We start from the raw sequence: 25,757 nt of genomic DNA on the forward strand, positions 1-25,757 counted from the left end.
CCATAAAACATCACGAGGGAACAATCATGAATCTGGAAAAAGTGATCTTTGGCTTTTTTATTATTTTGGCCATGACACTCAATTTTGGTTTTTTTGTCGGCCAAATTGATAATCCCAAACACCATTTGCATTATGAGTTGTATACCGCGATCGTGGTCAACCTGATCGCGACGGTGTTGAAATTCGGTGATCGCACGCAGATAGGCGCCATCCATCTTGCCACCAGCCTGGTCGCTGACCTGCAGTTGATCGCCGCCGCCATTATCTGGACCGCCGCCGGCACCCAGTCTACCGAAGCCGAAGTGATCGTGGGTATCGTGTCGTTGTCTGGCGGTGCCTTTCTGGCCAATGTGACTTCGGTGATCCTGCTGATTTACGAAACCGTCACCCTGCGCCGCTAGTGATATTGCAGCAATGAACCTCAACCAGATCATCTTTCTGATCCTGCGGCGCATGCGCGCGCCGTTGCTGATGGTGATCATCAGCTATGCCATCGCGCTGATCGGTTTTGTGCTGATCCCCGGCGCGGATGATCACGGCCAGGCCTATAGACTGAGTTTTTTCGACGCTTTTTATATCCTGAGCTATACCGCTACCACCATAGGCTTTGGCGAGATCCCCTACCCGTTCACCGGCCATCAGCGTATGTGGATGACCTTCGCTATCTATTTCACGGTGATTGCCTGGTTTTATGCCATAGGGGCGATCATTGCGCTGTTTCAGGAGGCATCGCTCAAGCAGGCGATCAAAACCGCCAGGTTCAAGCGCGATGTGTGTAACCTGATGGAGCCGTTCTACCTGATTTGCGGTTATGGCGAAACCGGTAGCGAGCTGGTGCGGGCGCTGGATAAAAATGAATTGCGCGTCGTGGTGCTGGAGATCTCGCCGGAGCGCATGAGTGAGCTGGAAATGACCGATTACCAGTTTTATGTGCCGCATCTGTGTGCTGATGCCAAACTGTCTGAAGTATTGCTGTTTGCCGGCATTAAAAACCCCATGTGCCGCGGCGTGGCAGCGCTCACCGATGATGACCATGCCAACCTGGCGATCTCGGTCGCCATCAAACTGATCAAACCGCAATTGCCGGTGCTGGCCAGGGTGGAAAATGATGTGGTGGCTGCCAATATGGCCTCGTTCGGCACCGACCATATCATCAACCCTTACAAGATCTTTGGCGAACATCTGGCCATGCGGCTCAATGCCCTGGGGACTTACCTGCTGCACGAATGGCTGACCAGGGCGCCGGGCGATGCGATCGCGCCACCGGCAGCCATCCCCAAAGGCAAGTGGATCGCCTGCGGCTTTGGCCGCTTTGGCAAATCGGTAGTCAGCAGCCTGCAGAATGGGGCCATGGATGTGACCATCATAGAGGCCGACCCCAAAGGCACGCAATGTAAAAACTGTATCGTCGGTAGCGGCGTTGAATCACATATACTGCAGCAAGCCGGCATAGAGCAAGCCACAGGCATAGTGGCAGGCACTGATAACGATATTAACAACCTGTCTATCGTGATGACGGCGCTGGAGGTGAACCCCGAGCTGTTTGTGATCATCCGCAAAAACAAGCGTCATAACGATCCGCTGTTCGATCACTTTAATGCCGATATCACCATGCAGCCTAGCGATGTAATCGCGCATACCTGTCTGTCGTATATGGTATCGCCCATGCTGGCGGAGTTTCTGACCACTGCCAGGCACCAGACCAATGCCTGGGCCAATGCGGTGATCGCGCAACTGGTGTCCAAACTGGGTGAGCAGGTGCCGGATACCTGGGATATCACCATTGAAGGCGAAATGGCTTTTGCGGTGTGTTCACTGCTGCAGCAAGGCTTGCAACCCACGCTCAAACACCTGGTCACCAGCTATGCCGGCAACCGGCACGAGATGCCGGTGGTACCCTTGATGCTGGTGCGCGGCGAACAAAAATACATGCTGCCCGAGCTTTCTACGCCGTTGCAGATAGGCGATAAGATCTTGTGCTGCGGCATGGATCAGGCAAAATCAATACAGCGCTATGTCATGCATGACATTAAAACCCTGCATTACATCGTCACCGGCACCGAAATGCCTGAAACCTGGATAGGGCGCTGGTTGAAATCGTGAAGTCTGCATCCGATATACCAGTAAGCCACAGTTGTTAGATTGAAAGTTTTGCCATGACCCTATGCGTGCTGACACACGTATCGTATTAACACCCCGCCGAATGAAACCCGCTCACATTTAAACCGGGTAGCTTTTGTTGTTGAATTTTTTAAGGCTGTATGACCGAATTATTAATTACCCCTGCCAAGGGTGCGCTTAAGACCAAAACTGTTTTATTGTTTGCCTTATTGTTGTCTTGCACTGTCACAAGTTATCTTGCTAAAGGCCTCAACGCGCTGACGCTAGCCCTGTTGATGCTGACAGTCCTGCTCAGTGCTTATGGCAGCTGGCGCATGTATATCGCTTCAAAAACGAAGATACTGATCAACAAGACCAGCAGGCAGATAGAAGTCACCCGCTATACTTTTTTTGGCAGCCGGCAACAGCAGCATTACCCGGTGATGTATTTCGGCGCTATCCGCTCTTATATTTCATTAGATCATGGCGCTAGAAATGTAGTCGAACTGATCACCAATGATGGACATGGCAGTTTGCATCTATCCAGCTTTATGCCCAGGGGCGGTAAAAAATTCTGGTCGGTAGAAGTTGAAACAGAGCATCCTGATGCCAGGCAGTTAGTCAGCCGCGTGGCTAATTTTATCCCGGTGCAGAACCTGGGCTTTGTCGGTCATCATTTTGCAAAGCTTCCACTAGAGAAAGACAGAACTCATTTTATTAAACATATATTAAATGATGATGAGGCTAAAAAATGATTCCACTCTATACCGCGCAAACCGAGTCTGAAGTCGCCGTCATCTCATCCATGCTGCAAGCGTATGAAGTGCCATATTTCATACGCGGCGCAGCTTTTAGCAAGCTCTACCCCGGCCTGCAGATCAAGGACTACAACACGCAGACCTTTATGGTGCCTGGCGAGTCTCTAGACCTGGCGCGCGAATTATTGAGTGACTTTATCAAGCCGCAACCGCCACAGCCCCGGGTGGAGGCCAGCGCCCCTATTTCCAGGGTATTCCGGGTAGTGCTCGAAATGCTATTGATAGGCTGGGTGTTTACCGGCAAGCGCTGGGACAAGAACCAGGCTGAAGAACAGCAGCCCACCGATGGTAACAACGCGAGAGATGATGCTTGAGAGCTGCCTTGCATTTAAGCCAAGCCAATAAAAAAGCCCTGCAGTGCAGGGCTTTTTTATTGCAGAGCAACCTTATTTCTTGGCTTTGTCTTTGCGTACATTGTTGATGATGAAGTCTGCCGTTTGCAGTGCTGCATCGTTACCACCGGCCATAGAACTGCCGGTAATGTATTTGCCATCAATGATCAGGCTGGGGACGCCGGTAGCGCCTGAAGCCTTGAACACTTGCATGGCTTTGTTCAGCTGCATGGTGGTGGCAAAAGATTTGAAGGCTTTTTCTACTTTCACTTTGTCCAGGCCGCCCTGCTTGATCACCCAGTCCATCGCCGCTGCTTCATCCGCCGGATTCAGAGTCTTGCTTTTATGGATAGCGTCAAACAACTGGCCGTGCAATTTGTCGAGCACGCCCAGCTCCTGCATGGCGTAAAAGGTTTTAGCCATGGGTGCCCAGCCGGCGTTAGGCAGCGCTGGCACACGTTTGAAATAAACGTCGGCAGGTAATTTTTTCACCCAGGCGTCCAGCGGCTGTTCCATGTGGTAACAATGCGGACAGCCATACCAGAAGATTTCCATGACTTCGATTTTGGCTGGCTGGTCGGTGGCGATCTGTTGCGTGACCTGGTCAAACTGCTGACCTGCTTGTGGGTCTGCCAAGGCCGCAGTGGAAGTGAGTCCTGCCAGTAGCATCAGACTTAACAACATTTTTTTCATAGAGTGAGTTTCCTTGTTCGATGGAAAGTAATGATTAAACGTGGATGATCTTTAATACATCTGTGACGTACTGGTGGTTTAACGTCTCAGGGTGACAACACGATGACAGCGCGCTGAGTCCATGCCATTAATGCGCAGAAGATTCAATATTGACCTTGATCAGATTGGCCTGGAAGCCATTGGTTTCCAGGTCGTGGCTGATTTTGCTGATCTTGGCCAGGTCGCGCAGCGGGCCTATGCGAACCCTGTGCATGGTGCCCTTGTTGGGGATATCCGCTGTTTGCACGAACGCCTCAAAACCGACCAGCGCCAGCCTGGTTTTCAGGTTGTTGGCATCATCTTCTTTGGCGAAAGCACCCACCTGCACAAAATAGCTTTCCTGCTTGATGGTGGGGTTCTTTTTCACTTGCTCTTCACTGATCTTGCTCTCGGTGTCGGGCAAGATAGTGTAGAAATCAAATTTGTTCGGGTCTTCGATCGCCGTGCTGCCGGGTTTGACTTCTTCTTCAGTCACCGTGTTCTTAATCGGTAATTCCTGCTGGCCTTCATCTTTTTTGAAAGTGCTGGAGAACGGGCTATGGTCGCCTTTGATATAAATGATCAGGGCCACTGTCAGGGCGACCCCCAAAAAAAGCCCTACCAGCAGGCCGTTAAAAAACGAGCTGCCACTGCTCTTGGCTTTGGCTTTTGTTTGCGAGGGTTTGTAATCGCGACTCATGTGTAGTGTTCAACCATTCATTTCTGTGAGGTATTTCTAACTCGTTATGCGACAGCGCAAGTTCTAACGCATTTAAATACGCTTACATTTTTTCCGGCGCGCTCACACCCAGCAGATGCAAACCGTTACGGAGTACTGACCGTGTGGCGGTGATCAGCGCCAGGCGGGCCTGTTTGATCTGCACGTCATCCACCAAAAATTTGGTGTCATTGTAATAACTATGCAAGGCACTGGCTAGTTCTTTCAGGTAATTGGCGACCATATGTGGCGCCAATGCCTGGCAAGCGGTGGTGACCACTTCAGGATATTGGCTCAGTGCCTGCATCAGGGCGGTTTCTGCCGCAGATGCCAGCGGTGACAGGTCAGCCCCGGCCAGGCTGCTGCTATCGCCGCCCCATTGATTGAGCACACTGCAGATACGCGCATGCGCGTACTGGATGTAGTAGACCGGGTTGTCATTGGTCTGTGCGCGGGCCAGGTCGATGTCGAACACCAGTTGCGAATCTGCACTGCGCGCCGCCAGGAAATAACGCGTCGCGTCACAGCCGACTTCTTCTATCAGGTCGCGCAAGGTGACATAACTGCCAGCGCGTTTGGACAGTTTGACTTCCTCGCCACCGCGCATCACGGTCACCATCTGGTGCAGCACGTATTCCGGCCAGCCTTGCGGGATGCCGGTATTCAAGGCCTGCAAGCCAGCACGCACACGGGTGATGGTGCTGTGGTGGTCGGCGCCCTGCTCGTTGATCACGCGCTTGAAGCCGCGGTTCCATTTTTCTCTGTGGTAGGCCACATCGGGCACAAAATAGGTGTAACCGCCCTCTTTTTTGCGCATGACGCGGTCTTTATCGTCGCCAAAGTCTGTGGTGCGCAGCCATAGCGCGGCATCCTGTTCGTAGGTATGGCCACTGCTGATCAGGGCTTGCACAGCGTTGTCTACCTTGCCTTCGGTATACAGGGCGCTTTCCAGCGAAAACACATCGAATTTGATCTGAAAGGCCTGTAGATCCAGGTCTTGCTCATGGCGCAAATAAGCCACGGCAAATTTGCGTATCGCTTCGGCGTCATTGATATCGCCGCTGGCGGTCACTGCCATATCATCCGCGGTCACGGTTTCTTTGGCCAGATAAGCGCGGGCGATGTCGGCGATATATTCACCACGGTAGCCATCTTCGGGAAAGCGCGCATCGTCAGTCGCTATGCCCTGCGCCCGCGCATGCACGGATTTGCTCAGGTTATCGATCTGGGCACCGGCGTCGTTATAGTAAAACTCGCGCGTGACATCCCAGCCATTCGCATCCAGCAGACGGCATAAACAGTCACCCACTGCTGCACCACGTCCGTGGCCCACATGCAGCGGGCCGGTCGGGTTGGCAGAGACGAACTCCACCTGCACTTTTTCATTGCGGCCGGAATCATTGCGGCCAAATGTGTCACCGGCCTGAAAAATGGTTTTGACTATGTCCTGCTTGCTTTGCGCCGAGAGGAAGAAATTAATAAAGCCGGCACCGGCGATCTCTACCTTGCTGATCACGTCATTGGCAGGCAAGCCATCAATAATGGTCTGCGCGATGGCGCGTGGATTCTGCTTAAGCGGTTTGGCCAGTTGCATGGCGATATTGCTGGCAAAATCACCATGCTCGGCAGACTTGGGCCGCTCAAGAATGATATTCAGGCTGGAGGTGTCTGCAACCAGCGGAGTGACCGCCTGCAGAATCAATTCTGTGATCGTTTGTTTCAAGGTTAAAATGGGGCTGAATAGTCAAACCGCCATTTTAACCTAATAAACCACTTTCACCCATGTGTTCAGCAGCCCTTTCCTCTCAGCCCACCGCTTCTGCCGGCATAGTCCGCGTGGTGCTGGATGTGCCATTGGATAGACAGTTCGATTACCTGAACCCCGGCCTTGATATACGCCTGGGCAATCGGGTGGTGGTGCCGTTTGCCGGCCGGCAGCTCATCGCTATCGTGATGGCGCTGCCAGAAAAAAGTGAAGTGCCGGCCAATAAGCTGAAAGCGGTGCTCCAGGTGTTTGACGATGTACCGTTTGATGACGCCACGCTCAAGTTACTGCGTTTTTGTGCAGATTATTATCACTATCCGTTCGGGCAGACAGTACTCTCCAGCCTGCCCTTGCGTCTGCGGCAGATCAAACCGGCAGTGTCGCGCAAAATGTGGATGTATGCCTTGGCGCAAGCGGTGCCCGAAGGCCTGGCCGGCAAGCGCCAGCTGGTGCTTGCCCGGCTGCTCACGCTGTTGCAGCAGCACAGTGAATGCAGCGAGGCCCAGCTGGGGGAGGTGTCTTCCGGCTGGCGTAAAAACATACAGCCCTTGCTGGACAGCGGGCTGGTGAGCCGGCGTGAAGTGGTGGCGATACGTCCCTCGCTAGCGGCTTCAGGCCATGAGCCGACGCTGAATAATGAGCAGGCGCACGCGGTTAAAGCTATCCTGGATCAGGCGGACCGCTTTCAACCCTGGCTGCTGTTTGGTGTCACCGGCTCCGGCAAAACGGAAGTCTATATCCGCCTGCTGCAGGCGGTGCTGGCTGAGCCGCGCTCACAGGCGCTGATCATGGTGCCGGAGATCAACCTCACGCCGCAGCTGGAAGGTCGTTTCCGCAGCCGTTTGAGCCAGTTTTCACTGGTCACCCTGCACAGTCATTTAAGTGAAAGTGAGCGCTTGCAACACTGGCAGGCGGCGCAGTCAGGTGAAGCACGCATAGTCATAGGCACGCGCCTGAGTGTATTCACACCCATGCCGCACCTCAAGCTGATGATCCTTGATGAAGAGCATGACAGCTCCTACAAGCAGCAGGATGGCATGCGTTATCACGCGCGCGATGTGGCCCTGGTGCGTGCCAAACAATGCCGGATCCCGGTGGTGCTGGGTAGTGCCACGCCTTCGCTGGAAAGCTGGTACAACGCGCTGGGGCAGACAGCCGGCCCTGCGGCCACCCACAAGAAACCAAGTTACCGCCTGCTGACACTGAAACACAGGGCCGCAGCACAGGCGCAATTGCCGCGCATATTCTGTGTCGACACCACGCACTCGCCACCTGAAGCCGGTTTGACGCCACAGTTAAAACAGGCGATCACACTACGCCTGCAACGCGGTGAACAGAGTTTGCTGTTTATCAATCGCCGCGGTTATGCGCCGGTATTGCATTGCTCCGCCTGCCAGTGGCTGGCAGATTGCCGCCGCTGTTCTGCCAAAGTGGTGCTGCACCTGCGGCAACGGCTATTGCGCTGCCATCACTGCGGTGATGAACAGCCGGTTCCCCTGCAATGCCCCAGCTGCGGCAATGCCGATTTGCGCCCGGTGGGCCAGGCCACCCAGCGGGTAGAAGAAACCTTGCAGCAACTGTTTCCACAAGCGCGGGTGGCGCGGGTGGACAGGGATACCATACAGGGCAAGGATGCACTGACTGAGCTGCTCTCCGCCGTGCATGCCGGCAAAGTCGATATTCTGATCGGCACACAGATGCTGGCCAAAGGCCATGACTTTGCCAATCTGACCCTGGTAGGTGTGCTGGATACCGACAGTGCGCTGTATAGCCCGGATTACCGCGCCAGTGAACGCTTGTTCGCACAGCTGATGCAGGTGGCGGGGCGCGCCGGACGCGGCGACAAGCCGGGTGAAGTATTGATACAGACGGCGTTTCCGCAGCATGCTTTATTTGCCGCCCTGCAACAGCAGGATTATGCCGAATTTGCCAACAGCCTGTTGCAGGAACGCATCACGCTACAGTTCCCGCCTGCCGCCTATATTGCGGTGATGAAAGCGGAAGCGGCTGACTATGCGCTGGTGGAGCAGTTTTTAACCGATCTGACGCAATCTGCCCGCGAATTCGTCGCGCAACATGCAGATGCTTTCCCTGAAAAACCGATGATTTACGACCCGGTGCGTCCGGGTATCGCCAGATTGAATCGCATGGAGCGTGGCTATGTGATGTTGCAATGTGGGCAACGCGGAGCATTGCAGCAACTGTTACAGGCGGCGGTCGCCTGGGCGAGGCAGCACCCCATGCAGGCCAAGATACGCTGGGTAGTGGATGTAGATGCGCTGGAATACTGAGTTTTGCAGGTTTTTTACAACAATTGAGGTGCTTAGTTTTTAAAGATTGTAAAACATTGTAGCCATGACTGTTAGGCCCGGAATGAAAATTGCTAGTGATATATCATATGGGCTTAAATATAAGGGTGCAATAAGGGAGTAATCTTGAAAAAACAAATAACCCGTTGGAGTGTAGTTAATCTGCTGGCGGTAGGTTACACAGTGCAGGCGTTCGCTGGCGGTGTGCAACTACCTGATGTACAAAACATACAGCAAAATTTACCTAGGCCTATCCTACCCCAACCTACGCCTATCATTCAAGTGCCGGAAGAGACGCCAGTGCCTGAGAAAAAGCAAAAAAAATCCGGCCTCAAGATCGTCGTCAAAGCATTCAAATTCTCTGGCAACAAACAATTCACCAATGAAGAGCTGGCCGCCCAGGTCGAGCATCTGACCGGTCACGAGATCGGTATGAAAGAGCTCAATGAAGCGGTGGGTACCATACGTAATTTTTACCGTCAGCGCGGCTTTCTGCTGACGCAAGTCTACCTGCCTACGCAGGATCTGCAAAAAACCACAGACACCGATTCGGTGGTCGAACTTTCTATCCTTGAAGGCACACTGGGTGATGTCAAGGCAGAAGTCGGTGAGGGGCTGAACCAGCCTTATTTCCAGTCGCTTTCTGAATATGGCCTGGATAAGGGTGAAGTGCTGAATGAGCGCAACCTGGTGCGTAACCTGATGGTGATGAATGGTTTGCCTGGCATACAGGTGACTTCGCAGCTCAACCCGGGCGAAGCAGTGGGTAGTTCAGATGTGGCAGTGTCTGTAGAACCCAGGACCAAGTACAACGGTTTTATCAGCGCCAGTAACTACGGCAACCGCTTTACCAATCGCGAGATGGTCGGTTTCGGCCTGGCGGTGAATAACATCAGCGGTCGCGGCGACCAGCTGGCGGTGGTTGGTAAATTCTCCAACGATGGCGGGCAACGCTCCCTGAGCGGCTTGTATTTCACCCCTGTGGGCGATGCCGGCACCATATTGAACCTCGCCTATAGCTATGTTGATTACAAACTGGGCAAAGACTTCAAGATATTCGATGCTTCTGGTGATGCACATTATTTCTATGGTTCCCTGGAGCATCCATTGCTGCGCGAAACCAAAAAAGGCATCGCCTTCAAGGTCGGCAGCAACTACAAGATCCTGGATGATGATGTGGATCTTTTCCTGATCAATAACCGCAGGGATATCGCCAGCCTTGAACTGGGCCTGGTAGGTGACTGGATCGATGAGAGCGGCAGTGTGGCTTATCAATGGAGCCTGATGGCGACACAAGGGCATGTTTCTTATAAAGACAACGTTGCCAAAGCCAATGATAGAGCGCAGCTGGATACCCAGGGTAGTTTCCTGAAGTGGAACTGGACTTCCAGCCGTACGCAGATCTTTGAAAATGGCATCAACTGGATAGTGCGTGCCGATTATCAGGGCACTGACAGCAACCTGGATATCGCCGAACGCTTCGGTATCGGTGCCATCAACCGCTGGCGCCAGTACTCCGAGATCCCTAGTCAGGCTGACCAGGGCTGGATGGTAGGTACGGATATCCGCAGGACTTTCGTCTCAACCGCAGCAGATGTCACGCCGTATATCCAGTCTGTGACGCCGTTCGTATTTTATGACGCGGGCCGCGGCAAGCTGAACCATGATCCATCTGGCAGTAATAACCATGTGCGGTCAAATCACGTGGGGATAGGTACTGATATCCAGTTCCCGGCGCAGTGGATATTGACCACCACCTACTCACAGCAAAAACGTGATCTGGATGGCGCTGCCAGCGATACTGAATATCAGTTATGGGCACAACTGCGTAAAAACTTTTAGATCATTGCAAACTAAATTGCAAGGTCAAAAAAGGCACTAAATTATAAAAAAATTAAGTAGCCCATTAGTCATACTGGGCTACATACAAAAAAAACTTCCTGAATCAAACTAGCGACTATCAGGAATTGAGAGAAGTTATGGAAGACCACCGATCTTGGAGGATCGGTGTACCCCCTTAGAGGAGAATGTCATGAAAGCAGCATCCCTAAACCACGTTTATCGATTGATCTGGAGCAAAGTCCAGCAAGCATGGGTGGCCGTAGCCGAAGGCACGCGCACCAGCGGTAAATCTTCTTTGAATGGCCAGGTGAATGACTCTAAAGAGTCTGGCAGTCGCAGCGCTTTACGCGCGGCTTTCACCTCTGGTACCAAATGGCGCGTTGTCATCGCGAGTGCGTTCGCCGCGACCTTGCTGCCATTCTCGGCCCTGGCCGATAGCAATGTAGTGGCCGGCGTGGTGGCGGGTGACCTGACTATCAAAGATATCAGTGCAACGCATACCCAATATACCCATACCGCCAACGTCAATATTGTGAATTTCTACAAATTCGGCGTGCTTGAAGGTCACCAGCTGGATGTGGTGATGCCAGATGCCGGTCGCGCACTCTATCGTGTGCTTGGCAACAGCGCCTCTGAGATCATGGGCAAACTGAATTCTAACGGCAGCCTGTTTCTGATCAACCAGAATGGCATACTGTTTGGCGCAAACTCCGAAGTCAACGTCGGTAATATCGTGGCTTCTACCCTGAATATCTCCAATGACGACTTCCTGTCAGGCCGCTACCATTTTTCTGGCGGCGATATTGGCGGCAGTGTCATCAACAAAGGCGCGATCAAAGCCCAGGACGAAGGCTATATCGTCATGCTGGGTAAAACAGTAGAAAACGCCGGTACACTGGTTGCCAATAACGGTAGCGTAGTGCTGGCAGCTGCCAAAGAGGCGGTACTGGATTTTTATGGCAATGGGCTGGTGAGAGCCAATCTGACTGCACAAGCGGTTGAAGGTATCGTGAAGAACAGCGGCCTGATTCAGGCCAATGGCGGTTTGGTGCAATTAGCCACCAATGCCCGTTCAGCTGCGATCAATATCACTGGTATCGTAGAAGCCAACCAACTGGTAGAGCGTGACGGTGTGATCCGCCTTGAAGGTGGCGATAACGCCAAGGTACAGGTTTCAGGCAAATTGCTGGCAACCGGCGAAAACACCACAGGCGGCACTATCGCCGTGACCGGCGAGCAGGTCGCATTGCTTAAAGGCGCAGTGCTGGATGCTTCTGGTGATAAAGGTGGCGGTACCGTGTTGGTCGGTGGCGATTACCAGGGCAAGAACGACAATGTCTATAACGCCAGGACCACCTATATTGACCAGGGTGTCACGATCAAGGCTGATGCCATCCAAGAAGGCAATGGCGGTAAAGTCATCGTTTGGGCCAATGATCTGACCCGTTACTACGGTGCGATCTCTGCCCAGGCAGGTGCATTACGCGGTAATGGTGGTTTTGTCGAAGTTTCCGGCAAGCAGAATCTGGATTTCCACGGCAAGGTCGATGTCAGCGCTGCCAATGGCGTGGGCGGTATCCTGTTGCTTGATCCGCAAAATATCTTCCTGAACAACAGCGTACAACCTGCCCCGACTAATAATCCGAATGGCACACCTGATATCGCATTTGCTGATAATGCGGGGGGTGACACCACAGTGCAGATCTTGGATGTGATTGGTTATAGCGAGCTGTTCCTGCAAGCCACTAACAATATCAATGTCGACAGTGCGCTGACCATGGCCGGTGGCAGCGTGCGTTTTGTCGCTGATAACAATATCAATATCAATGCTGCACTGACCACCACCATTGGCGGCAACATCGATTTAACCGCTGGTAACGACGTCAACGTGAATGCGCTGGTCACTGCAGGCACAGGCAACATCAATCTTGACGCGGGTAACAATGTCAACGTGAATGCGCTGGTCACCACAGGGTTTGGCAATGTGACACTGGCAGCCGATAACAATGTCAATGTGGCTTCTGACGTGACCGCAGCCCTTGGTGTGGTGACTATCAAAGCCGATGACGATAACAGTGGCGCGGGTAATATCGCCCAGGGCGCAGATATCACTGGTACAGGCGGCGTAGTCCTGACTGGCGCTACTATGTCTCATACCGCTGGCAATATCAGTTCAAATGGCGTTTTTCTTGGTCAGGCCGGTGGCGTGACTATCAATATTGCCGGTCTGGCAACACTGGGTAATGCCAATATCACTGCTAAAGGCGGCACTGCGGTCGCGGCTGGCCTGAATGGCGGCAACGTCAACATCACCGCCGGTAGCCTGAATATGGATGGCAACATCGATACTTCCGGCTCTGCTGCTGGTGTCGTCGGTGGCGAAGGTGGCCAGGGCGGTAAAGTCACTATCCTTGCCACCACAGGTGATGCCAAGGTTGGCAATATCACCACTGGCGCTGGCAGTGCGAGTACTCTTTCAACCATCTCAGTCTCCTCAGGTGAGGTCAGTGTGACCAGTAACGCTGGTGATGTGAATGTAGGCAATATCAATGTCAAAGGTGGCTTTAACGCAAAAGGCGCCAACGTCGCCCTGACAGCGGCCAATGGTGAAGTGACTGCCGGTAACATCGATGCCAGTGCTGGCACTGGACGTAACAATACCAGTGGCAAGAGCGCCGGCAAGGTAGATATCACTGCAGGTACAGGCATCACCACACAAGCCATCAATGCCAATGGTGCCAATGGTCTTGGTATGAACAAATCTGGTGGTAATGCCGGTGCTGTGACCCTGAATACCACCGCTGGCAACATCAATCTGGGTGCTGTGACAGTGAATTCTGGTACGAAAACAGGTGGTGGCAGTGTAGGTAATGCCGCTAATATCCTGGCCCAGGCTGGTGGTGACATCAATGTGAACGGCAATGTGGCTACCAATAGAGGCAGTGTGACACTGAAAGCGGATAACGACAATAGTGGCGCCGGTAATTTAGCCATAGGCGGCAATATCACTGGTCCTGGTAACGTGGTTCTGTCTGGCGCAACCCTGACACATACTGCTGGTGATATCAATGCCAACGGCACCAGCCTGACTACTGGTAATGCAGGTGGCGTGACTATCACGGTCACCAATCTGGCAACGCTGGGCACTGCTAACATCACTGCCCAGGGTGGCACTTCCACCGCGGCTGGCTTCAATGGCGGCAACGTCAACATCACCGCCGGTAGCGTGGATATGGATGGCAATATCAATACCTCCGGCTCTGCTGGCGTGGCCGGTAACGAAGGTGGCCAGGGCGGTAAGGTCACTGTGCTTGCCACTACAGGTAATGCCGAACTAGGCAATATCACCACTGGCGCTGGCAGTGCGGGCAGCGGAACAGCGATCTCGACCTCGTCTGGTGACGTCAGCGTGACCAGCACTGCAGGCAATGTGACGGTAGGCAACATCAACCTCAAAGGTGGCATCAACGCCAAAGGCGCCAATGTGCTGCTGGCAGCTGCCAATGGTGCGGTGACTGCCGGTAACATCGATACCAGTGCCGGTACAGGCAACAACAATACCAGCGGCAAGAGCGCCGGTAAGGTAGACATTAACGCCGGTACAGGCATCACCACACTGGCAATCACGGCCAATGGTGCTAATGGTCGTGGCGCCAACAGGTCTGGTGGCAATGCCGGTGCTGTGACCTTGAAAACCACCGCAGGCGATATCGCCCTCGGCCCTGTCACTGTGCTAGCGGGTGCTAAAACCGGTGGCGGTACGGTAGGCAATAGCGCTGATGTCCTGGCCCAGGCTGGCCGCGATGTGATACTGAACGGTAATATTCTGAGTGACAGCAATGCTGCTACTGCGGTCCAGCTGGTCGCAGGCCGTAATTTCCTTAACAACAGCAACTCCGGTATCACAACCGGGGCCGCTGGTAGCTGGACGGTTTACAGTAATGACCCGACCGGCGATGTCAAAGGTAGCACTCTGCTTGCGGATTATGACTACAAGCAATATGGCACTACCTTCGGTGGCGCGCTGTTAGGCACTGGTAACGGTTTTGTACATGCAGTGAGCCCGACTGTGACCGCCACACTGAACGGCACAGCGACCAAAGTGTTTGATGGTACCAATGTGGTGACTGACCTGAGTGGTCTGAGCATCACCACCAGCGGTGTGCTTGATGGCGACAAAGTCACTATCACTCCTACCCCTATCACGGCTGCCACTTACGATAATGCTGCGGTTGGCGCAGGTAAGCCGATAGGCAGCGTCTACAATGTGGTCAGCATCACCACCAATGAAGGCAAACAGATCTTTAACCCGACTGCAGCTTTGGGCTACACCGTAGTCACCAACTCAACCGCAACCGGCACTATCCTGGCTGTGCCTGGCGCACCGTTCGCGCTGGGCTTTGCCTCGCCGCGGGATGATGCAGGTCTGGGTGGTCTGATCCCGAATAACCCGGCATTGAACACCATGACCATCGTTTCCCTGAACCCTGCTGCGGGTGATGAGGAAGATCTGGACGCAGTCGCATGTCCGGTCAACGAAGATAGTCTGGGTAGCACGCCTATCCTGAATTCAGGTGTGAAATTGCCGGATGGTGTAAGCTCTAATTGTATTTAATTCAGCGCTTTAGCTTAATGAGCTGAGTAAAGGCCGGGCCATCGCCCGGCTTTTACTTTTTTGCTGAATAACATTTTCTTTGGCCGCTTAGCCAAGCAAGTAAAATACAAGTAAAATAATGGCTATTCGCGGCTGTAGTTCAATGGTAGAACGCCAGCTTCCCAAGCTTGATACGCGGGTTCGATTCCCGTCAGCCGCTCCAAGCCATACTTAAGCAATTGATTTTATTATGCTCCCATAGTATAGGAATCCAGTTCTTCGTAAGACTACTACGAAAATGTCTATGCAAAGAAGTCTTGGTTTATACCGCCGCCCGAGTGGAATCTATGCAGCGAGAATTTCTGTTCCAGAAAGGTTAAGAGTTTTCATTGGCAACTCAGAAATTCGCGCTTCAACCGCGTGCTTTGATTCAAATTCTGCAATTTTAAATGTGTCTGGATAGAGTCTGGGATATTGTTTGAATTATATCTATAAATAATTTATGGGATTCTAATCGCAGGGTTTTTCTTTGAGATTTATCCACTCAAAACACCTCAATATTCGCATGAAATCGATGAGTTAATTGAACGTGATCAATCAAGAAATCCCTAAATCAAATATCACAGCTAACCACTCGTCAATCGTATTAGAACTTTTAATCCAGGAAAGCCAATATGACATTAAGAGATGAGTTTTTAGCAGAGATCAAATCCGCGGTTAGTAAGTGTTATGAGTTGGGCTATGCGCCTACACGATTTGAACAAATGATTGAGTCCAACCACCCTGTCGAAGTAGCTAAAAAATTTGTTCTCTCAGGAGAATTTCAATACGGTTTTAAAGAACTTAATAAGCTTGGAAAGCCTGAATTAACTATTGAAAGCATCATGTTACAACCGAAATTTAGCTCTCTATTTACTTTTTTTGAGCTTGATGCCGCTAAATGGCGTTTAGCTAATGTCTAAAATCAAAATTAGTTACTGTGGAATGTCATTGGTTTCATTAGTAGGTGATTTAAAAAATTGAAAATCTTGCTCTTTCAATTCAGCCAGAAAGTGCTGGTTGTTATCGCGAAGCTCCTTAACTGACCAAAGTTGATATATAAGAAGCCATTGCTTATCACTTTCACGAGAGTCATAAGATTTGAGTTCATCGATTTTTGTTTGTATCGCATCCCTAACTTCATGGATATTGAATTTTTTAACATACTCTAAGAGTAAAATATTCACTACGCAATCTTCAATTGAAAGCACTTCCAAGAGTATTTCGTTAGTTACAGCTAAGTTGAAATTGTATTTCAAAGTTAGATAAAGAGCGTGTGCTATCGTATCGGGGTATAGTTTTTGAAGACCTAATCCTATAAGTGATATAGCAAATCTTGAAATTTTAGTTTCCAATCCAGGATAGCGATATCGTTCAAAAACTGAGGTGTCTAGTGATGGAACGAGATATGGAAAAGCTAGAGCTAAATTCATAACTTCTTGAGCATACATCCTCTTGGCACGTTCATTAAGATTCAGGGGGGTATCATTACCGGCAATGGTTTTAATGGCGTAATTCAGTGGAGTGGATTTGCCAAGTGTTTGTGAACACTCCAATGCTAGATCAAGGTAAGTCCTAATCATTGAGAAGTTTATCTCTTCATCTTTGGGAAATGTAAATCTGTTAAGTAATAGTCTCCAATTTTCCTCACTAGGTCGTGGCAACTCTAATACACGAGTTTTTCTCTCATTGAGGAACATTTCGTAATAACGTAAGCTTCGCCCCAATTGTTTTACGAATGACTCTGCTTCTACCAAGCTTTTTGCATAAAATTTGTAATCATCGATGTGTCTTTCTACATTCAAGAAACCTTTATCTTGTAGCTCCTTATCAATACACGTCAAAACGATTTCTGAAATGATATTTGAAGCATGAGGTCCAATCAGCAGGCCGTTGGTTTGTTTGTCTTTAGTGTTTTGAGTGCATTTATCTAACAAACAGCCAGCAAACTCTGTGATATTCCTTTCAATTTTACCCACAGCTTTAGTATGCAGGGCCCAAGGAATGGAATGTGTGTATATACTTGGGAAGCAAGCAGAAACATCGGTTTCCACTACATATTTGGCCCCGGACATCCAATCTTGCAGTACCTCTTCATGCTCTAAAGATTCAGAGCCCTTGTAGTTCATTTCGAAAATAGAGCCATCTCCTACAGGCCTTACATAAACACGGCTAATAGCAGGCTTGGGCTTGTTGCAATGAGTAGCTATCTCTTTCCAGTACTTAGAAATAGCCATTGCTTGCGCAGCATAGGCTTCTGGATGAGGTATCCCCATATGTCTAGGTATGTTTATGTCCCTCAATGCTTCGTATCGTATGTAATCGTGTGAAGATTTATCCAGTAACGCCCCCAGTCGGTTTCTATTATTTTCCTCAAAGGTATCTGCCATTCTTTGAGTTGTGAAGGCTGATAGGCCTTTACTAGTGAAGCATGGGGGAATCTTTTCTGCAAAAAGACCATAATCAAGCAATCCATTTAAGACTTCATGTGATGCAAGGTTTTCTTTTGTCTCAGTCCACCAAAAAAGTTGCGCTAATGATTCGAAAAGCTTTTCTATTGACTCTGGGTCTAGTCGGGCTGTCATATGTTAGTTGTGCACTATAAGGTGATTGTCAATTTGTGAATATAACTCGTTATGCAAAGAATTTGTACCAAGTAAATCTAATTGGATTTGCTGGTCTTTGGGAGTTGAATTGGAGCTGAAACCAAATGAAGTTAAATATGTTATCAATTACTCGGACAATCTAACTTTCCATAGTAAAATTACTAATACGATTCACTACTAATAAATAGTTTTTAAGCCGCTCATAATTTGTTATTAAACAATAGCTTACGATGATATGGTTTGTGCGGTTCGATTCCCGTCAGCCGCTCCAAAGGAATTTTCATGGCTATCACTCCCCCGACCGTTCTTACATTTGCAGCAACAGACCCCAGTAGTGGTGCCGGTGTGCAAGCGGATATCATGGCGCTTGCCAGCATAGGTTGCTACCCGCTTTCAGTCATCACTGGCATTACGGTACAAGATACGGTAGGTGTAGAAAGTGTCATGCCGCTGGATGCCGACTGGATCAATGACCAGGCGCGTACCATTCTTGAAGATGTTTCCGTCAGCGCATTCAAACTCGGTTTGCTGGGCAGCGTGGAAAATGTCGCCGTCATCGCCGAAATCGTGGCCGATTACCCCGATGTGCCGCTGATCATAGACCCTATACTCACTTCAGGCCGGGGTGACGAGCTTTCCAATGAAGAAATGCAGGCCGCCATGTGTGAACTACTGTTCCCGCAGGCGACGCTGATCACGCCTAACAGCCTGGAAGCGCGCCGCCTTGCCTATTACGATGAGGGCGATGAGGTCAAACACAGCTCGCTGGAAGAGTGCGCGCTGCGCCTGCTGGAAATGGGCAGCGAATACGTCATGATCACCGGCACGCATGAGCGCTCTATCGATGTGGTGAATAGCTTGTACGGCATGCAGCTGAGCAATATGCCTGGCCTGATCAAGGATTATCACTGGGAACGTCTGCCAGGCAGCTATCATGGCTCTGGCTGTACCCTTACCAGCGCCATCACCGCCTGCCTGGCGCACGGGCTGACCATTGAAGAAGCGGTGCATGAAGCACAGGAATTCACCTGGCAGACTTTGCGCCATGCTTTCCGTCCCGGCATGGGGCAGTTTATCCCTGACCGTTTCTTCTGGGCACGCGAGACCGAGGTACAGGAAAAAGCCAGTGAGCTACAGCATTAAAGGGCTGTACCTGGTCACGCCAGACTGCGACGACACCGCATTGTTATGCCAGCAGGTGAAACAGGCGCTGCAAGGCGGCGTTGCCATCGTGCAATACCGCCATAAAACCGCCTGTGAGGCATTGCGGCTAGCGCAGGCCAGTGCGCTGTTAAATATATGCCGTCAGGCGGCAGTGCCTTTATTGATCAACGACCATATCGCCCTGGCGCTGACGCTGGATGCAGATGGTGTGCACATCGGCCAGCACGATGAGGCGATAGAGCAAGCGAGAGCGCTGCTGGGGGCAGGCAAAATCATAGGCGCCTCCTGCTATAACCGTTTTGAGCTGGCAGAGCAGGCACAAGCGGCAGGTGCAGATTACATCGCATTCGGCGCCTGCTACCCCTCGCCTACCAAGCCCGAAGCGCCACGCGCCAATGCGGCCCTGTTCACCCGGGCGAAACAAACACTGTCATTGCCGGTGGTCGGCATAGGCGGTATCACCCTGGATAATGCGCCGCCGCTGATCAACGCCGGTGCCGATGCGCTGGCTGTGATCACGGATATTTTCCAGGCCAGTGATATTTCGGCGCGTTGTCGCCAGTACCTGCCGTTGTTTGCGAAAAATTGAGTTTTCTTGAGATTGAGTTTCCTGGCTGCCGTTTTATCAAAACTTGTTTGGTAAAATGCCTAGCTTAAATTGATTCGGTAAATTCTATGCACATTCATATCCTTGGTATCTGCGGCACGTTCATGGGCGGTATCGCCGTGCTGGCAAAAGCGGCCGGGCACCGTGTCACCGGCTGTGATGCCAATGTCTATCCGCCTATGAGTACCCAGCTCGAAGCACAAGGCATAGAGCTGATAGAAGGGTTTGACCCTGGCCAGACCGCTTTCAAGCCGGATATGTATGTGATAGGCAATGTGGTCGCCCGCGGCAATCCGCTGATGGAAGAGATCCTCAACCAGGGCCTGCCGTATATCTCTGGCCCGCAATGGCTGGCCGAGCATGTGTTGCAGGGCAAATGGGTATTGGCGGTGGCCGGTACTCATGGCAAAACCAGCACCTCTTCCATGCTGGCCTGGGTGCTGGAATATGCCGGCCTGGCACCGGGTTTCCTGATCGGTGGTGTGCCGGAGAATTTCGGCGTGTCAGCCCGTTTGCCGCAAGCGCCCAGGCAAGACCCCAAATCCATCTCGCCGTTCTTTGTGATCGAGGCCGACGAATACGATACCGCCTTTTTCGACAAACGTTCCAAGTTCGTGCATTACCGTCCCCGCACTGCCGTGCTGAATAACCTGGAATTTGACCATGCCGATATTTTTGAAGACCTGCCGGCGATAGAAAAACAATTCCATCACCTGGTGCGCACCGTGCCGCAACAAGGCCTGGTCGTCGCCAATCAGCAGCAAAGCCTGGACCGCGTGCTGGCCAGAGGTTGCTGGAGTGCTGTTGAGCGCATAGACAGTGCTGCCGGCTGGCAAGTGCAGAATGTGGATGCGCAAGGCCGCTTCGATGTGTTCTTTAACGGCGAGCGCCAGGGCAATGTCAGCTGGGCGCTCATGGGCGAGCATAACCGCAGCAATGCACTGGCGGTGATCGCCGCTGCCCGCCATGTCGGTGTCGCGCCCTGTATCGCGATCGAGGCATTGAACGAGTTTAAAAACGTCAAGCGCCGCATGGAAGTCAAAGGCGTAGTCAACAATATCACCGTGTACGATGACTTTGCCCATCACCCTACCGCCATCGCCACTACCGTGGCCGGCCTGCGCGCCAAGATAGGCCAGGCGCGCATACTGGCGGTGCTGGAGCCACGCTCCAACACCATGAAACTGGGCGTGATGAAAGACGCATTGCCGCTAAGCCTGCGCGATGCCGACGCCGTATTCTGCTACGCCAACAACCTGGGCTGGGATGCAGCCGCTGCCCTCGCCCCCCTGCAAGACAAAGCGCAAACGTTTGAGGATCTCTCTGCGCTGGTGCAAGCTGTCAGCCTTCTGGCCCAACCCGGCGACCATGTGCTGGTGATGAGCAATGGCGGTTTTGGTGGTGTGCACCAGCAATTATTACAGGCTTTGCAGGGTTAAACAGGCGGCAGATGCCCTATGCGCTTTCGTGAACGTTCGCCACTGGTGTGGGCTGTCTGGTTTTCGCTGATCGTGCATGCAGTGCTATTGACGCTACATTTTCAGCCTGAATTAAAAGCGCTTAAAGACCAGATCCCCTCACTGAAAGTGATGCTGGTGAACAGCAAGACCCAGCAAGCACCTAAAAAAGCCGATGCGCTGGCACAGTCCAACCTGGATAGGGGCGGTAACACCGACGAAAAACGCCAGATGAAAAGCCCCTTGCCCAGTGTGCAGAAAATGCCTGCCACTACCCCGCAAGCGACGGAGGCGACCATGCAACCCGCAGTGCCAGCGACCCCGCAGGACGCAGAGTTGCAGCGCCATCAACAACGTGTGGCGCAACTGGAGCAGGAAGCGCAGGCGCTGCTGACGCAACTCAAAGCCAGTCAGGCAGTGAGTACCGTGCAGGCCCCACCGCTGTCACAAACGCAGGCCGCTGCCAGAAAGCCGACGCCGCAAGCGCTGAACCAGCCGGTGCAGACGCAGCCGGAGATCATGGCCATGCAAGAGATGGCAAAGCTGGAAGCCCTGATCGCCAAACAGCAGGATGCATACGAAATGCGTCCCAAGCGCCAGTTCATAGGTGCGCGCACGCGTGAATACCGCTTTGCCAATTATGTCGATCAATGGCGGCAAAAGATCGAGCAGGTGGGCAACCTTAACTACCCCGAAGCGGCGCGCACGAAAAAGCTGTATGGAAAATTGCTATTGACGGTAGCGATACGCGCCGATGGCAGTATAGAAAACATCAAGATAGAGCAAAGCTCGGGCAACCGCCTGCTTGATGAATCCGCGCGCCGCATCGTGCAACTGGCGGCGCCATTCCCGGCGTTTGCTGCAGATATACGGCGCGATACCGATGTGCTGAACATCACCCGCACCTGGACCTTCAGCAAAGACCACCAACTTTCAACAGAATAAAGCGTCCAATCTTTTTCTAGCGCACAGGTTTTTCTGTGGTATTTTTCCAAAGATCATTTGTTTAAGCGGCACCGGAAAGCAACCTTATGAATCAAAGTCACTTTCAATATCATGTGTTTTTCTGTCTTAACCAGCGCGAAAAAGGCGAAGACTGCTGCATGAACCTGGGGGCTGAAGCGGCCTTTGACTATATGAAGAAAAGCGTCAAAAAACACGGCCTGGCGGGTACCGGCAAAGTGCGCATCAACCGTGCCGGTTGTCTGGACCGTTGTGGCGAAGGGCCGGTGATGGTCATTTACCCGCAGGCGGTGTGGTATACCTTTGTCGACAATGAAGATATCGACGAGATCATCAGCAGCCATTTGCAGCACGGCAAAGTGGTGGAGCGCCTGCTGGTTTAGGGCAACCGCATGCTGTTACTGTGGTTTAAAAGGCTGCTGCTCACTTTGCTGGCCGTCACGCTGCTGACGCTGCTGGCATTGGCTGGCTGGATCTGGCAACCCTATGATGAGCAGGCCTGGCGCGTCAGGTTGCCGGTGGCTGGCGGGGTGCAAGTGCGGGTGCTACCGCTGTTGATGCTGGCGACTTCCGCCCCCGGGCGCTGGCTGCTGGACAGGCAGGCTTTTAATCTGCACCACGGCGATATCCAGTTATATGACGAAGATGGTTTGCGCGCCCGCTGCCGCGATTGCTGGATAGAGGCAAAGTCGGTCAGTGATCAGCCCATCGTCCTCCCCATGGTAGAACTCTGGCTGCAAATGGACCAGCAGCATATCCATGGTTACCTCGCAGTGGGCGAAACGCAGCCGCTGTTTAAAATAGATTTCACTGGCAAGATCAGCATGCGCAACCTGAAGCTGACCTGGCAACTGCCGCAAACGCCATTGCAGGCATTGCTTAAACCTTTGCAGCCGCATTCTGCTGTGATAAGCCAGGCGGTGGTTGCCGGCTCCCTGAGTGCTTCGGGAACCTTGCGCTGGCCCAAGCAGGAATGGAGCGCGCAACCGCACCTGGAGGCAATGGCTGTTTCCGGCCTGAATATCAGCGCCGCCACCACGCTGCCCTTACAGTATGACTGCCCGCTGCTGGATGAGCACAAGCACCCGGAAAACATGCAATGGGTGGCTTACGACAAATTGGGGCGCTGGCTGCCGGTGGCTGCCATCATCGCCGAGGATGCCGAATTCAAGCACCATCCCGGTTATGTGATCGCACAGATGCAACATCTGCTGGGCAAGGAAAGCGCGGATAAACAAGTCGGTGGCAGTACCATTACCCAGCAACTGGCGAAATACATGTTCACTAACGGCGAGCGCACCTGGAAACGTAAAGTAGAGGAATTGCTCTACGCTGTGCAACTGGAAGCTGCACTGACCAAAACCGATATCCTCGAGCTTTACCTGAACACGGTGGATCTGGGCCCCAGTCTTTGCGGCGCACATGCTGCCTCGCGCTATTATTTCGATCTGACGCCAGATAAACTGAACCCGATACAAGCCGCGTGGCTGGCTGGCATTATCAGCAACCCACACCGCGCCTGGAAAAAACAGTATATCCAGCAACAGCCAGATCTAAAGCGCGCGCAAGATATCCTGCATTTTATGCCGCGCAGTGCGCGTAAAGAGCCCGGCAATTTGAATTTTAGGCCGGTGAAAGCCGCCGGATAACTTACAATAGCACTTTATTCCCCAATCAAGTCGGGACCCGTATTTTGAGTACAATCAAACTGAATAAACCCCCTGCGGATAGTGACGAAACGCCCAAGCGCAGCAAACCGGTGCGTCGCGTCTCATCTACCCTGCGTGACCGCACGCAACCACCGCCTAAACCTGCGCCTAAAGTGCTTGAAAAAACGGCTCCTGCTGACAGACAGCAGGCCAGTGCAGAAAAGCCGGTGCGGCAGGAGCGCAGCCGGCATGAAGGCAAACCCGGTGATAAACCTTATGCACGTAAAGAGCCACGTAATGAAACCCGCAATGAACCCCGCCGTGAGTCACGCAACGACTCTCGCTATGGCTCACAGCGTGATACTCGCAAGGCATACAGCGCCGATAGCCCTGTGCGTCGTGAGGATGCGCCACCCAGACGCCCCATCCCGCCAGTAGACCCGGATGCGCAACCCCGATTATCCAAAGTCATGGCAGACCGCGGCCTGTGTTCCCGCCGTGAAGCCGACGACTGGATAGTCAACGGCTGGGTCAAGGTCAATGGCGAGATCATCGAAACCCTGGGCACGCGCATAGATGCCGATGCCGAGATCATTATCAGCACCTACGCCAAAGAATATCAGGCCGAAAATGTCACCATCCTGCTGCATAAACCAGTTGGCTATGTGAGTGGTCAGGCCGAAGATGGTTATGAACCGGCTGTGGTTCTGGTCAAGCCCGAAAATCAGTGGTCAGAAGACCCAACCGAGAAAACCTTCCACCGAGGGATGTATCACGGCCTGGCACCTGCCGGACGCCTGGATATAGACTCCACCGGCCTGCTGGTACTGACTCAGGACGGACGCATTGCGCGAGTATTGATAGGCGATGATTCCAGCGTAGAAAAAGAATACCTGGTGCGGGTAGAGGGTGAGCTGAGTGCCAATGGCATGGCAAAATTGAATCATGGCTTGAGCCTGGATGGCGTGCAGCTCAAGCCAGCCAAGGTTTCGTGGCAGAATGAGGATCAGTTGCGCTTTGTGCTGCGCGAAGGACGCAAGCGGCAGATCCGCCGCATGTGTGAGCTGGTAGGGTTGAAGGTGGTGGGCCTGAAGCGCATCCGCATCGGTAGGGTTAATTTGGGGAAATTACCGGCGGGGCAGTGGCGGTATTTAGCGGCGAATGAGAAGTTTTGATGGCAGTATTGCGGGCTAAGCTTTAGTCGGTGTTTCTTTGGACGGTTCTGTGCTCTGTTTCGGCATTTTATTTCGCCTCTAGGCGAGTTACTTTTCTTTGCTTGCCCAAAGAAAATGTAACCAAAAGAAATGCACCCTAGCTTCCGCTTGTTTCCTGCGTTGCTCGTCAACGTGGGCGTCCAACGAAACTCGCCCTAGCGGCTTGCACAAGACGCAAGCCACCGCGGAACTCGAACAGACGCTGGCCGACCCCTCCCACGCTGCCTGCGCTACTCGGCGCGTCAGATAGGGGCCCGTTAAAACCACACGCGCTCAGTTAAGGTGAGACTAGCTGCATTTATTCCCGCGCGACCAGTGAAATAAAACAAATCAAAAAACCAAAATGAAACAAAACCCACCAACAAACCAAAAGAATCGGTTGGTTGGTGGGTTGGTGGGTTTTAGTCTTGGAAGTTAAGAGGGTTACTAAGCGCCCTGTGCAGTTTGAGCTTCACCACTCTTTAAACGTGGTGGTTTTAAACGGGCCCCTATCTGACGCGCCGAGTAGCGGAGTCAAAATAAGGAGGAAGGGAGCGACTGTCTGAGCTCCGCAACAAGCCACGAAGTGTGTGGCTTGTCAGGGCGAGTTTCGTGACCGCTTATGCCTAAGTCCGGCAAAGCAACGGACGAAAGTCCTGAGGTGAGCAACGCAGGAAGAAAGCGGAAGCTAGGGTGCCCTTTCTTTTGGTTACTTATTCTTTGGGCAAGCAAAGAAAAGTAACTCGCCTACAGGCGAAAAGCATCTGTCCAACATAAGAACATTAGAAAACCACTCCTCTACAGGCGAAAAGCAACGTTCAAATCATCCAAAGAATAACCTATTAATACTCAACCACCATGTGAGTAGTCAGGGACTATTTATCGTTACT

At 52.3% G+C, this 25,757-nt stretch carries 19 protein-coding genes and 1 tRNA gene; 16 read left to right on the plus strand and 4 right to left on the minus strand.

Going from position 1 to position 25,757, the window contains the following annotated elements:
• Positions 1-26 precede the first annotated feature (26 nt).
• The 4 genes from ACT6RZ_RS02985 (at position 27) to ACT6RZ_RS03000 (ending at position 3,232) form a co-directional block, all read left to right on the plus strand.
• A complete protein-coding gene (locus tag ACT6RZ_RS02985; protein ID WP_444700702.1) occupies positions 27-401 on the plus strand; it encodes a DUF6394 family protein in 375 nt (124 codons plus the stop codon).
• A 13-nt stretch (positions 402-414) separates the two neighbouring features.
• The gene (locus tag ACT6RZ_RS02990) at positions 415-2,103 is read left to right on the plus strand and encodes a potassium channel family protein (RefSeq protein ID WP_444700703.1); all 1,689 of its coding nucleotides are present in this window, start codon (positions 415-417) and stop codon (positions 2,101-2,103) included.
• Between the two features lie 158 nt (positions 2,104-2,261).
• The gene (locus tag ACT6RZ_RS02995) at positions 2,262-2,855 is read left to right on the plus strand and encodes a hypothetical protein (protein WP_444700704.1); all 594 of its coding nucleotides are present in this window, start codon (positions 2,262-2,264) and stop codon (positions 2,853-2,855) included.
• On the plus strand, positions 2,852-3,232 hold the full coding sequence (locus ACT6RZ_RS03000) for a hypothetical protein (protein WP_444700705.1): 381 nt from the start codon (positions 2,852-2,854) through the stop codon (positions 3,230-3,232). Before ACT6RZ_RS02995 ends, ACT6RZ_RS03000 begins: the two co-directional genes overlap by 4 nt.
• Positions 3,233-3,304: 72 nt before the next feature.
• Here ACT6RZ_RS03000 and ACT6RZ_RS03005 read toward each other — a convergent pair whose 3' ends face one another.
• From ACT6RZ_RS03005 to argS, 3 genes are all read right to left on the minus strand, one after another.
• On the minus strand, positions 3,305-3,943 hold the full coding sequence (locus ACT6RZ_RS03005) for a thiol:disulfide interchange protein DsbA/DsbL (RefSeq protein ID WP_444700706.1): 639 nt from the start codon (positions 3,941-3,943) through the stop codon (positions 3,305-3,307).
• A 127-nt stretch (positions 3,944-4,070) separates the two neighbouring features.
• Positions 4,071-4,661 (minus strand): SPOR domain-containing protein, encoded by a 591-nt coding sequence (locus ACT6RZ_RS03010; RefSeq protein WP_444700707.1) that lies wholly within the window; start codon positions 4,659-4,661, stop codon positions 4,071-4,073.
• 82 nt (positions 4,662-4,743) lie between these two features.
• Positions 4,744-6,402 carry an arginine--tRNA ligase gene (gene argS, locus ACT6RZ_RS03015; RefSeq protein ID WP_444700708.1) on the minus strand — a complete coding sequence of 553 codons (1,659 nt, stop codon included), beginning with the start codon at positions 6,400-6,402 and terminating at the stop codon, positions 4,744-4,746.
• Positions 6,403-6,461: 59 nt separating this feature from the next.
• On the opposite strand from argS, the gene ACT6RZ_RS03020 reads away from it, so the two are divergent.
• The 5 genes from ACT6RZ_RS03020 to ACT6RZ_RS03040 all read left to right on the plus strand — a co-directional run bounded on the left by ACT6RZ_RS03020 (position 6,462) and on the right by ACT6RZ_RS03040 (position 16,151).
• Positions 6,462-8,735: a primosomal protein N' gene (locus ACT6RZ_RS03020; RefSeq protein ID WP_444700709.1), complete on the plus strand. Its 2,274-nt coding sequence runs from the start codon at positions 6,462-6,464 to the stop codon at positions 8,733-8,735.
• A gap of 144 nt (positions 8,736-8,879) precedes the next feature.
• Complete coding sequence (locus tag ACT6RZ_RS03025) at positions 8,880-10,595, plus strand: ShlB/FhaC/HecB family hemolysin secretion/activation protein (RefSeq protein ID WP_444700710.1); 1,716 nt, start codon at positions 8,880-8,882, stop codon at positions 10,593-10,595.
• Positions 10,596-10,785: 190 nt separating this feature from the next.
• A complete protein-coding gene (locus ACT6RZ_RS03030; protein WP_444700711.1) occupies positions 10,786-15,210 on the plus strand; it encodes a two-partner secretion domain-containing protein in 4,425 nt (1,474 codons plus the stop codon).
• Positions 15,211-15,338: 128 nt separating this feature from the next.
• A tRNA-Gly gene (locus ACT6RZ_RS03035) sits at positions 15,339-15,412 on the plus strand.
• A gap of 451 nt (positions 15,413-15,863) precedes the next feature.
• Positions 15,864-16,151 (plus strand): hypothetical protein, encoded by a 288-nt coding sequence (locus ACT6RZ_RS03040; protein ID WP_444700712.1) that lies wholly within the window; start codon positions 15,864-15,866, stop codon positions 16,149-16,151.
• Between the two features lie 12 nt (positions 16,152-16,163).
• Here the strand turns inward: ACT6RZ_RS03040 and ACT6RZ_RS03045 are convergent, their stop codons facing one another.
• The gene (locus ACT6RZ_RS03045; protein ID WP_444700713.1) at positions 16,164-17,813 is read right to left on the minus strand and encodes an RNA-directed DNA polymerase; all 1,650 of its coding nucleotides are present in this window, start codon (positions 17,811-17,813) and stop codon (positions 16,164-16,166) included.
• Positions 17,814-18,116: 303 nt separating this feature from the next.
• On the opposite strand from ACT6RZ_RS03045, the gene thiD reads away from it, so the two are divergent.
• From thiD to ACT6RZ_RS03080, 7 genes are all read left to right on the plus strand, one after another.
• Positions 18,117-18,977 carry a bifunctional hydroxymethylpyrimidine kinase/phosphomethylpyrimidine kinase gene (thiD, locus tag ACT6RZ_RS03050; RefSeq protein ID WP_379058183.1) on the plus strand — a complete coding sequence of 287 codons (861 nt, stop codon included), beginning with the start codon at positions 18,117-18,119 and terminating at the stop codon, positions 18,975-18,977.
• Positions 18,961-19,587: a thiamine phosphate synthase gene (gene thiE / locus ACT6RZ_RS03055; RefSeq protein ID WP_444700714.1), complete on the plus strand. Its 627-nt coding sequence runs from the start codon at positions 18,961-18,963 to the stop codon at positions 19,585-19,587. The genes thiD and thiE overlap by 17 nt, the downstream gene beginning before the upstream one ends.
• A gap of 86 nt (positions 19,588-19,673) precedes the next feature.
• Positions 19,674-21,044, plus strand: a complete 1,371-nt coding sequence (gene mpl / locus ACT6RZ_RS03060; RefSeq protein WP_444700715.1) for a UDP-N-acetylmuramate:L-alanyl-gamma-D-glutamyl-meso-diaminopimelate ligase — start codon at positions 19,674-19,676, stop codon at positions 21,042-21,044.
• 18 nt (positions 21,045-21,062) lie between these two features.
• Positions 21,063-22,007, plus strand: a complete 945-nt coding sequence (locus tag ACT6RZ_RS03065; RefSeq protein WP_444700716.1) for a TonB family protein — start codon at positions 21,063-21,065, stop codon at positions 22,005-22,007.
• Between the two features lie 86 nt (positions 22,008-22,093).
• Positions 22,094-22,408 carry a (2Fe-2S) ferredoxin domain-containing protein gene (locus ACT6RZ_RS03070; protein WP_444700717.1) on the plus strand — a complete coding sequence of 105 codons (315 nt, stop codon included), beginning with the start codon at positions 22,094-22,096 and terminating at the stop codon, positions 22,406-22,408.
• A gap of 9 nt (positions 22,409-22,417) precedes the next feature.
• Positions 22,418-23,674: a biosynthetic peptidoglycan transglycosylase gene (locus tag ACT6RZ_RS03075; RefSeq protein WP_444700718.1), complete on the plus strand. Its 1,257-nt coding sequence runs from the start codon at positions 22,418-22,420 to the stop codon at positions 23,672-23,674.
• A gap of 44 nt (positions 23,675-23,718) precedes the next feature.
• Positions 23,719-24,849, plus strand: coding sequence for a pseudouridine synthase (locus ACT6RZ_RS03080; protein WP_444700719.1), 1,131 nt, complete (start codon positions 23,719-23,721; stop codon positions 24,847-24,849).
• Positions 24,850-25,757 lie beyond the last annotated feature (908 nt).

The organism is Methylophilus sp. (genome assembly GCF_052437885.1).
Lineage (GTDB): Bacteria > Pseudomonadota > Gammaproteobacteria > Burkholderiales > Methylophilaceae > Methylophilus.

Coding starts and splice junctions, on each gene's coding strand:
- ACT6RZ_RS02985 (WP_444700702.1), top strand. CDS start 27: ATGAATCTGGAAAAAGTGATCTTTGGCTTTTTTATTATTTTGGCCATG.
- ACT6RZ_RS02990 (WP_444700703.1), top strand. CDS start 415: ATGAACCTCAACCAGATCATCTTTCTGATCCTGCGGCGCATGCGCGCG.
- ACT6RZ_RS02995 (WP_444700704.1), top strand. CDS start 2,262: ATGACCGAATTATTAATTACCCCTGCCAAGGGTGCGCTTAAGACCAAA.
- ACT6RZ_RS03000 (WP_444700705.1), top strand. CDS start 2,852: ATGATTCCACTCTATACCGCGCAAACCGAGTCTGAAGTCGCCGTCATC.
- ACT6RZ_RS03005 (WP_444700706.1), bottom strand. CDS start 3,943: ATGAAAAAAATGTTGTTAAGTCTGATGCTACTGGCAGGACTCACTTCC.
- ACT6RZ_RS03010 (WP_444700707.1), bottom strand. CDS start 4,661: ATGAGTCGCGATTACAAACCCTCGCAAACAAAAGCCAAAGCCAAGAGC.
- ACT6RZ_RS03020 (WP_444700709.1), top strand. CDS start 6,462: ATGTGTTCAGCAGCCCTTTCCTCTCAGCCCACCGCTTCTGCCGGCATA.
- ACT6RZ_RS03030 (WP_444700711.1), top strand. CDS start 10,786: ATGAAAGCAGCATCCCTAAACCACGTTTATCGATTGATCTGGAGCAAA.
- ACT6RZ_RS03040 (WP_444700712.1), top strand. CDS start 15,864: ATGACATTAAGAGATGAGTTTTTAGCAGAGATCAAATCCGCGGTTAGT.
- ACT6RZ_RS03045 (WP_444700713.1), bottom strand. CDS start 17,813: ATGACAGCCCGACTAGACCCAGAGTCAATAGAAAAGCTTTTCGAATCA.
- thiD (WP_379058183.1), top strand. CDS start 18,117: ATGGCTATCACTCCCCCGACCGTTCTTACATTTGCAGCAACAGACCCC.
- mpl (WP_444700715.1), top strand. CDS start 19,674: ATGCACATTCATATCCTTGGTATCTGCGGCACGTTCATGGGCGGTATC.
- ACT6RZ_RS03065 (WP_444700716.1), top strand. CDS start 21,063: ATGCGCTTTCGTGAACGTTCGCCACTGGTGTGGGCTGTCTGGTTTTCG.
- ACT6RZ_RS03070 (WP_444700717.1), top strand. CDS start 22,094: ATGAATCAAAGTCACTTTCAATATCATGTGTTTTTCTGTCTTAACCAG.
- ACT6RZ_RS03075 (WP_444700718.1), top strand. CDS start 22,418: ATGCTGTTACTGTGGTTTAAAAGGCTGCTGCTCACTTTGCTGGCCGTC.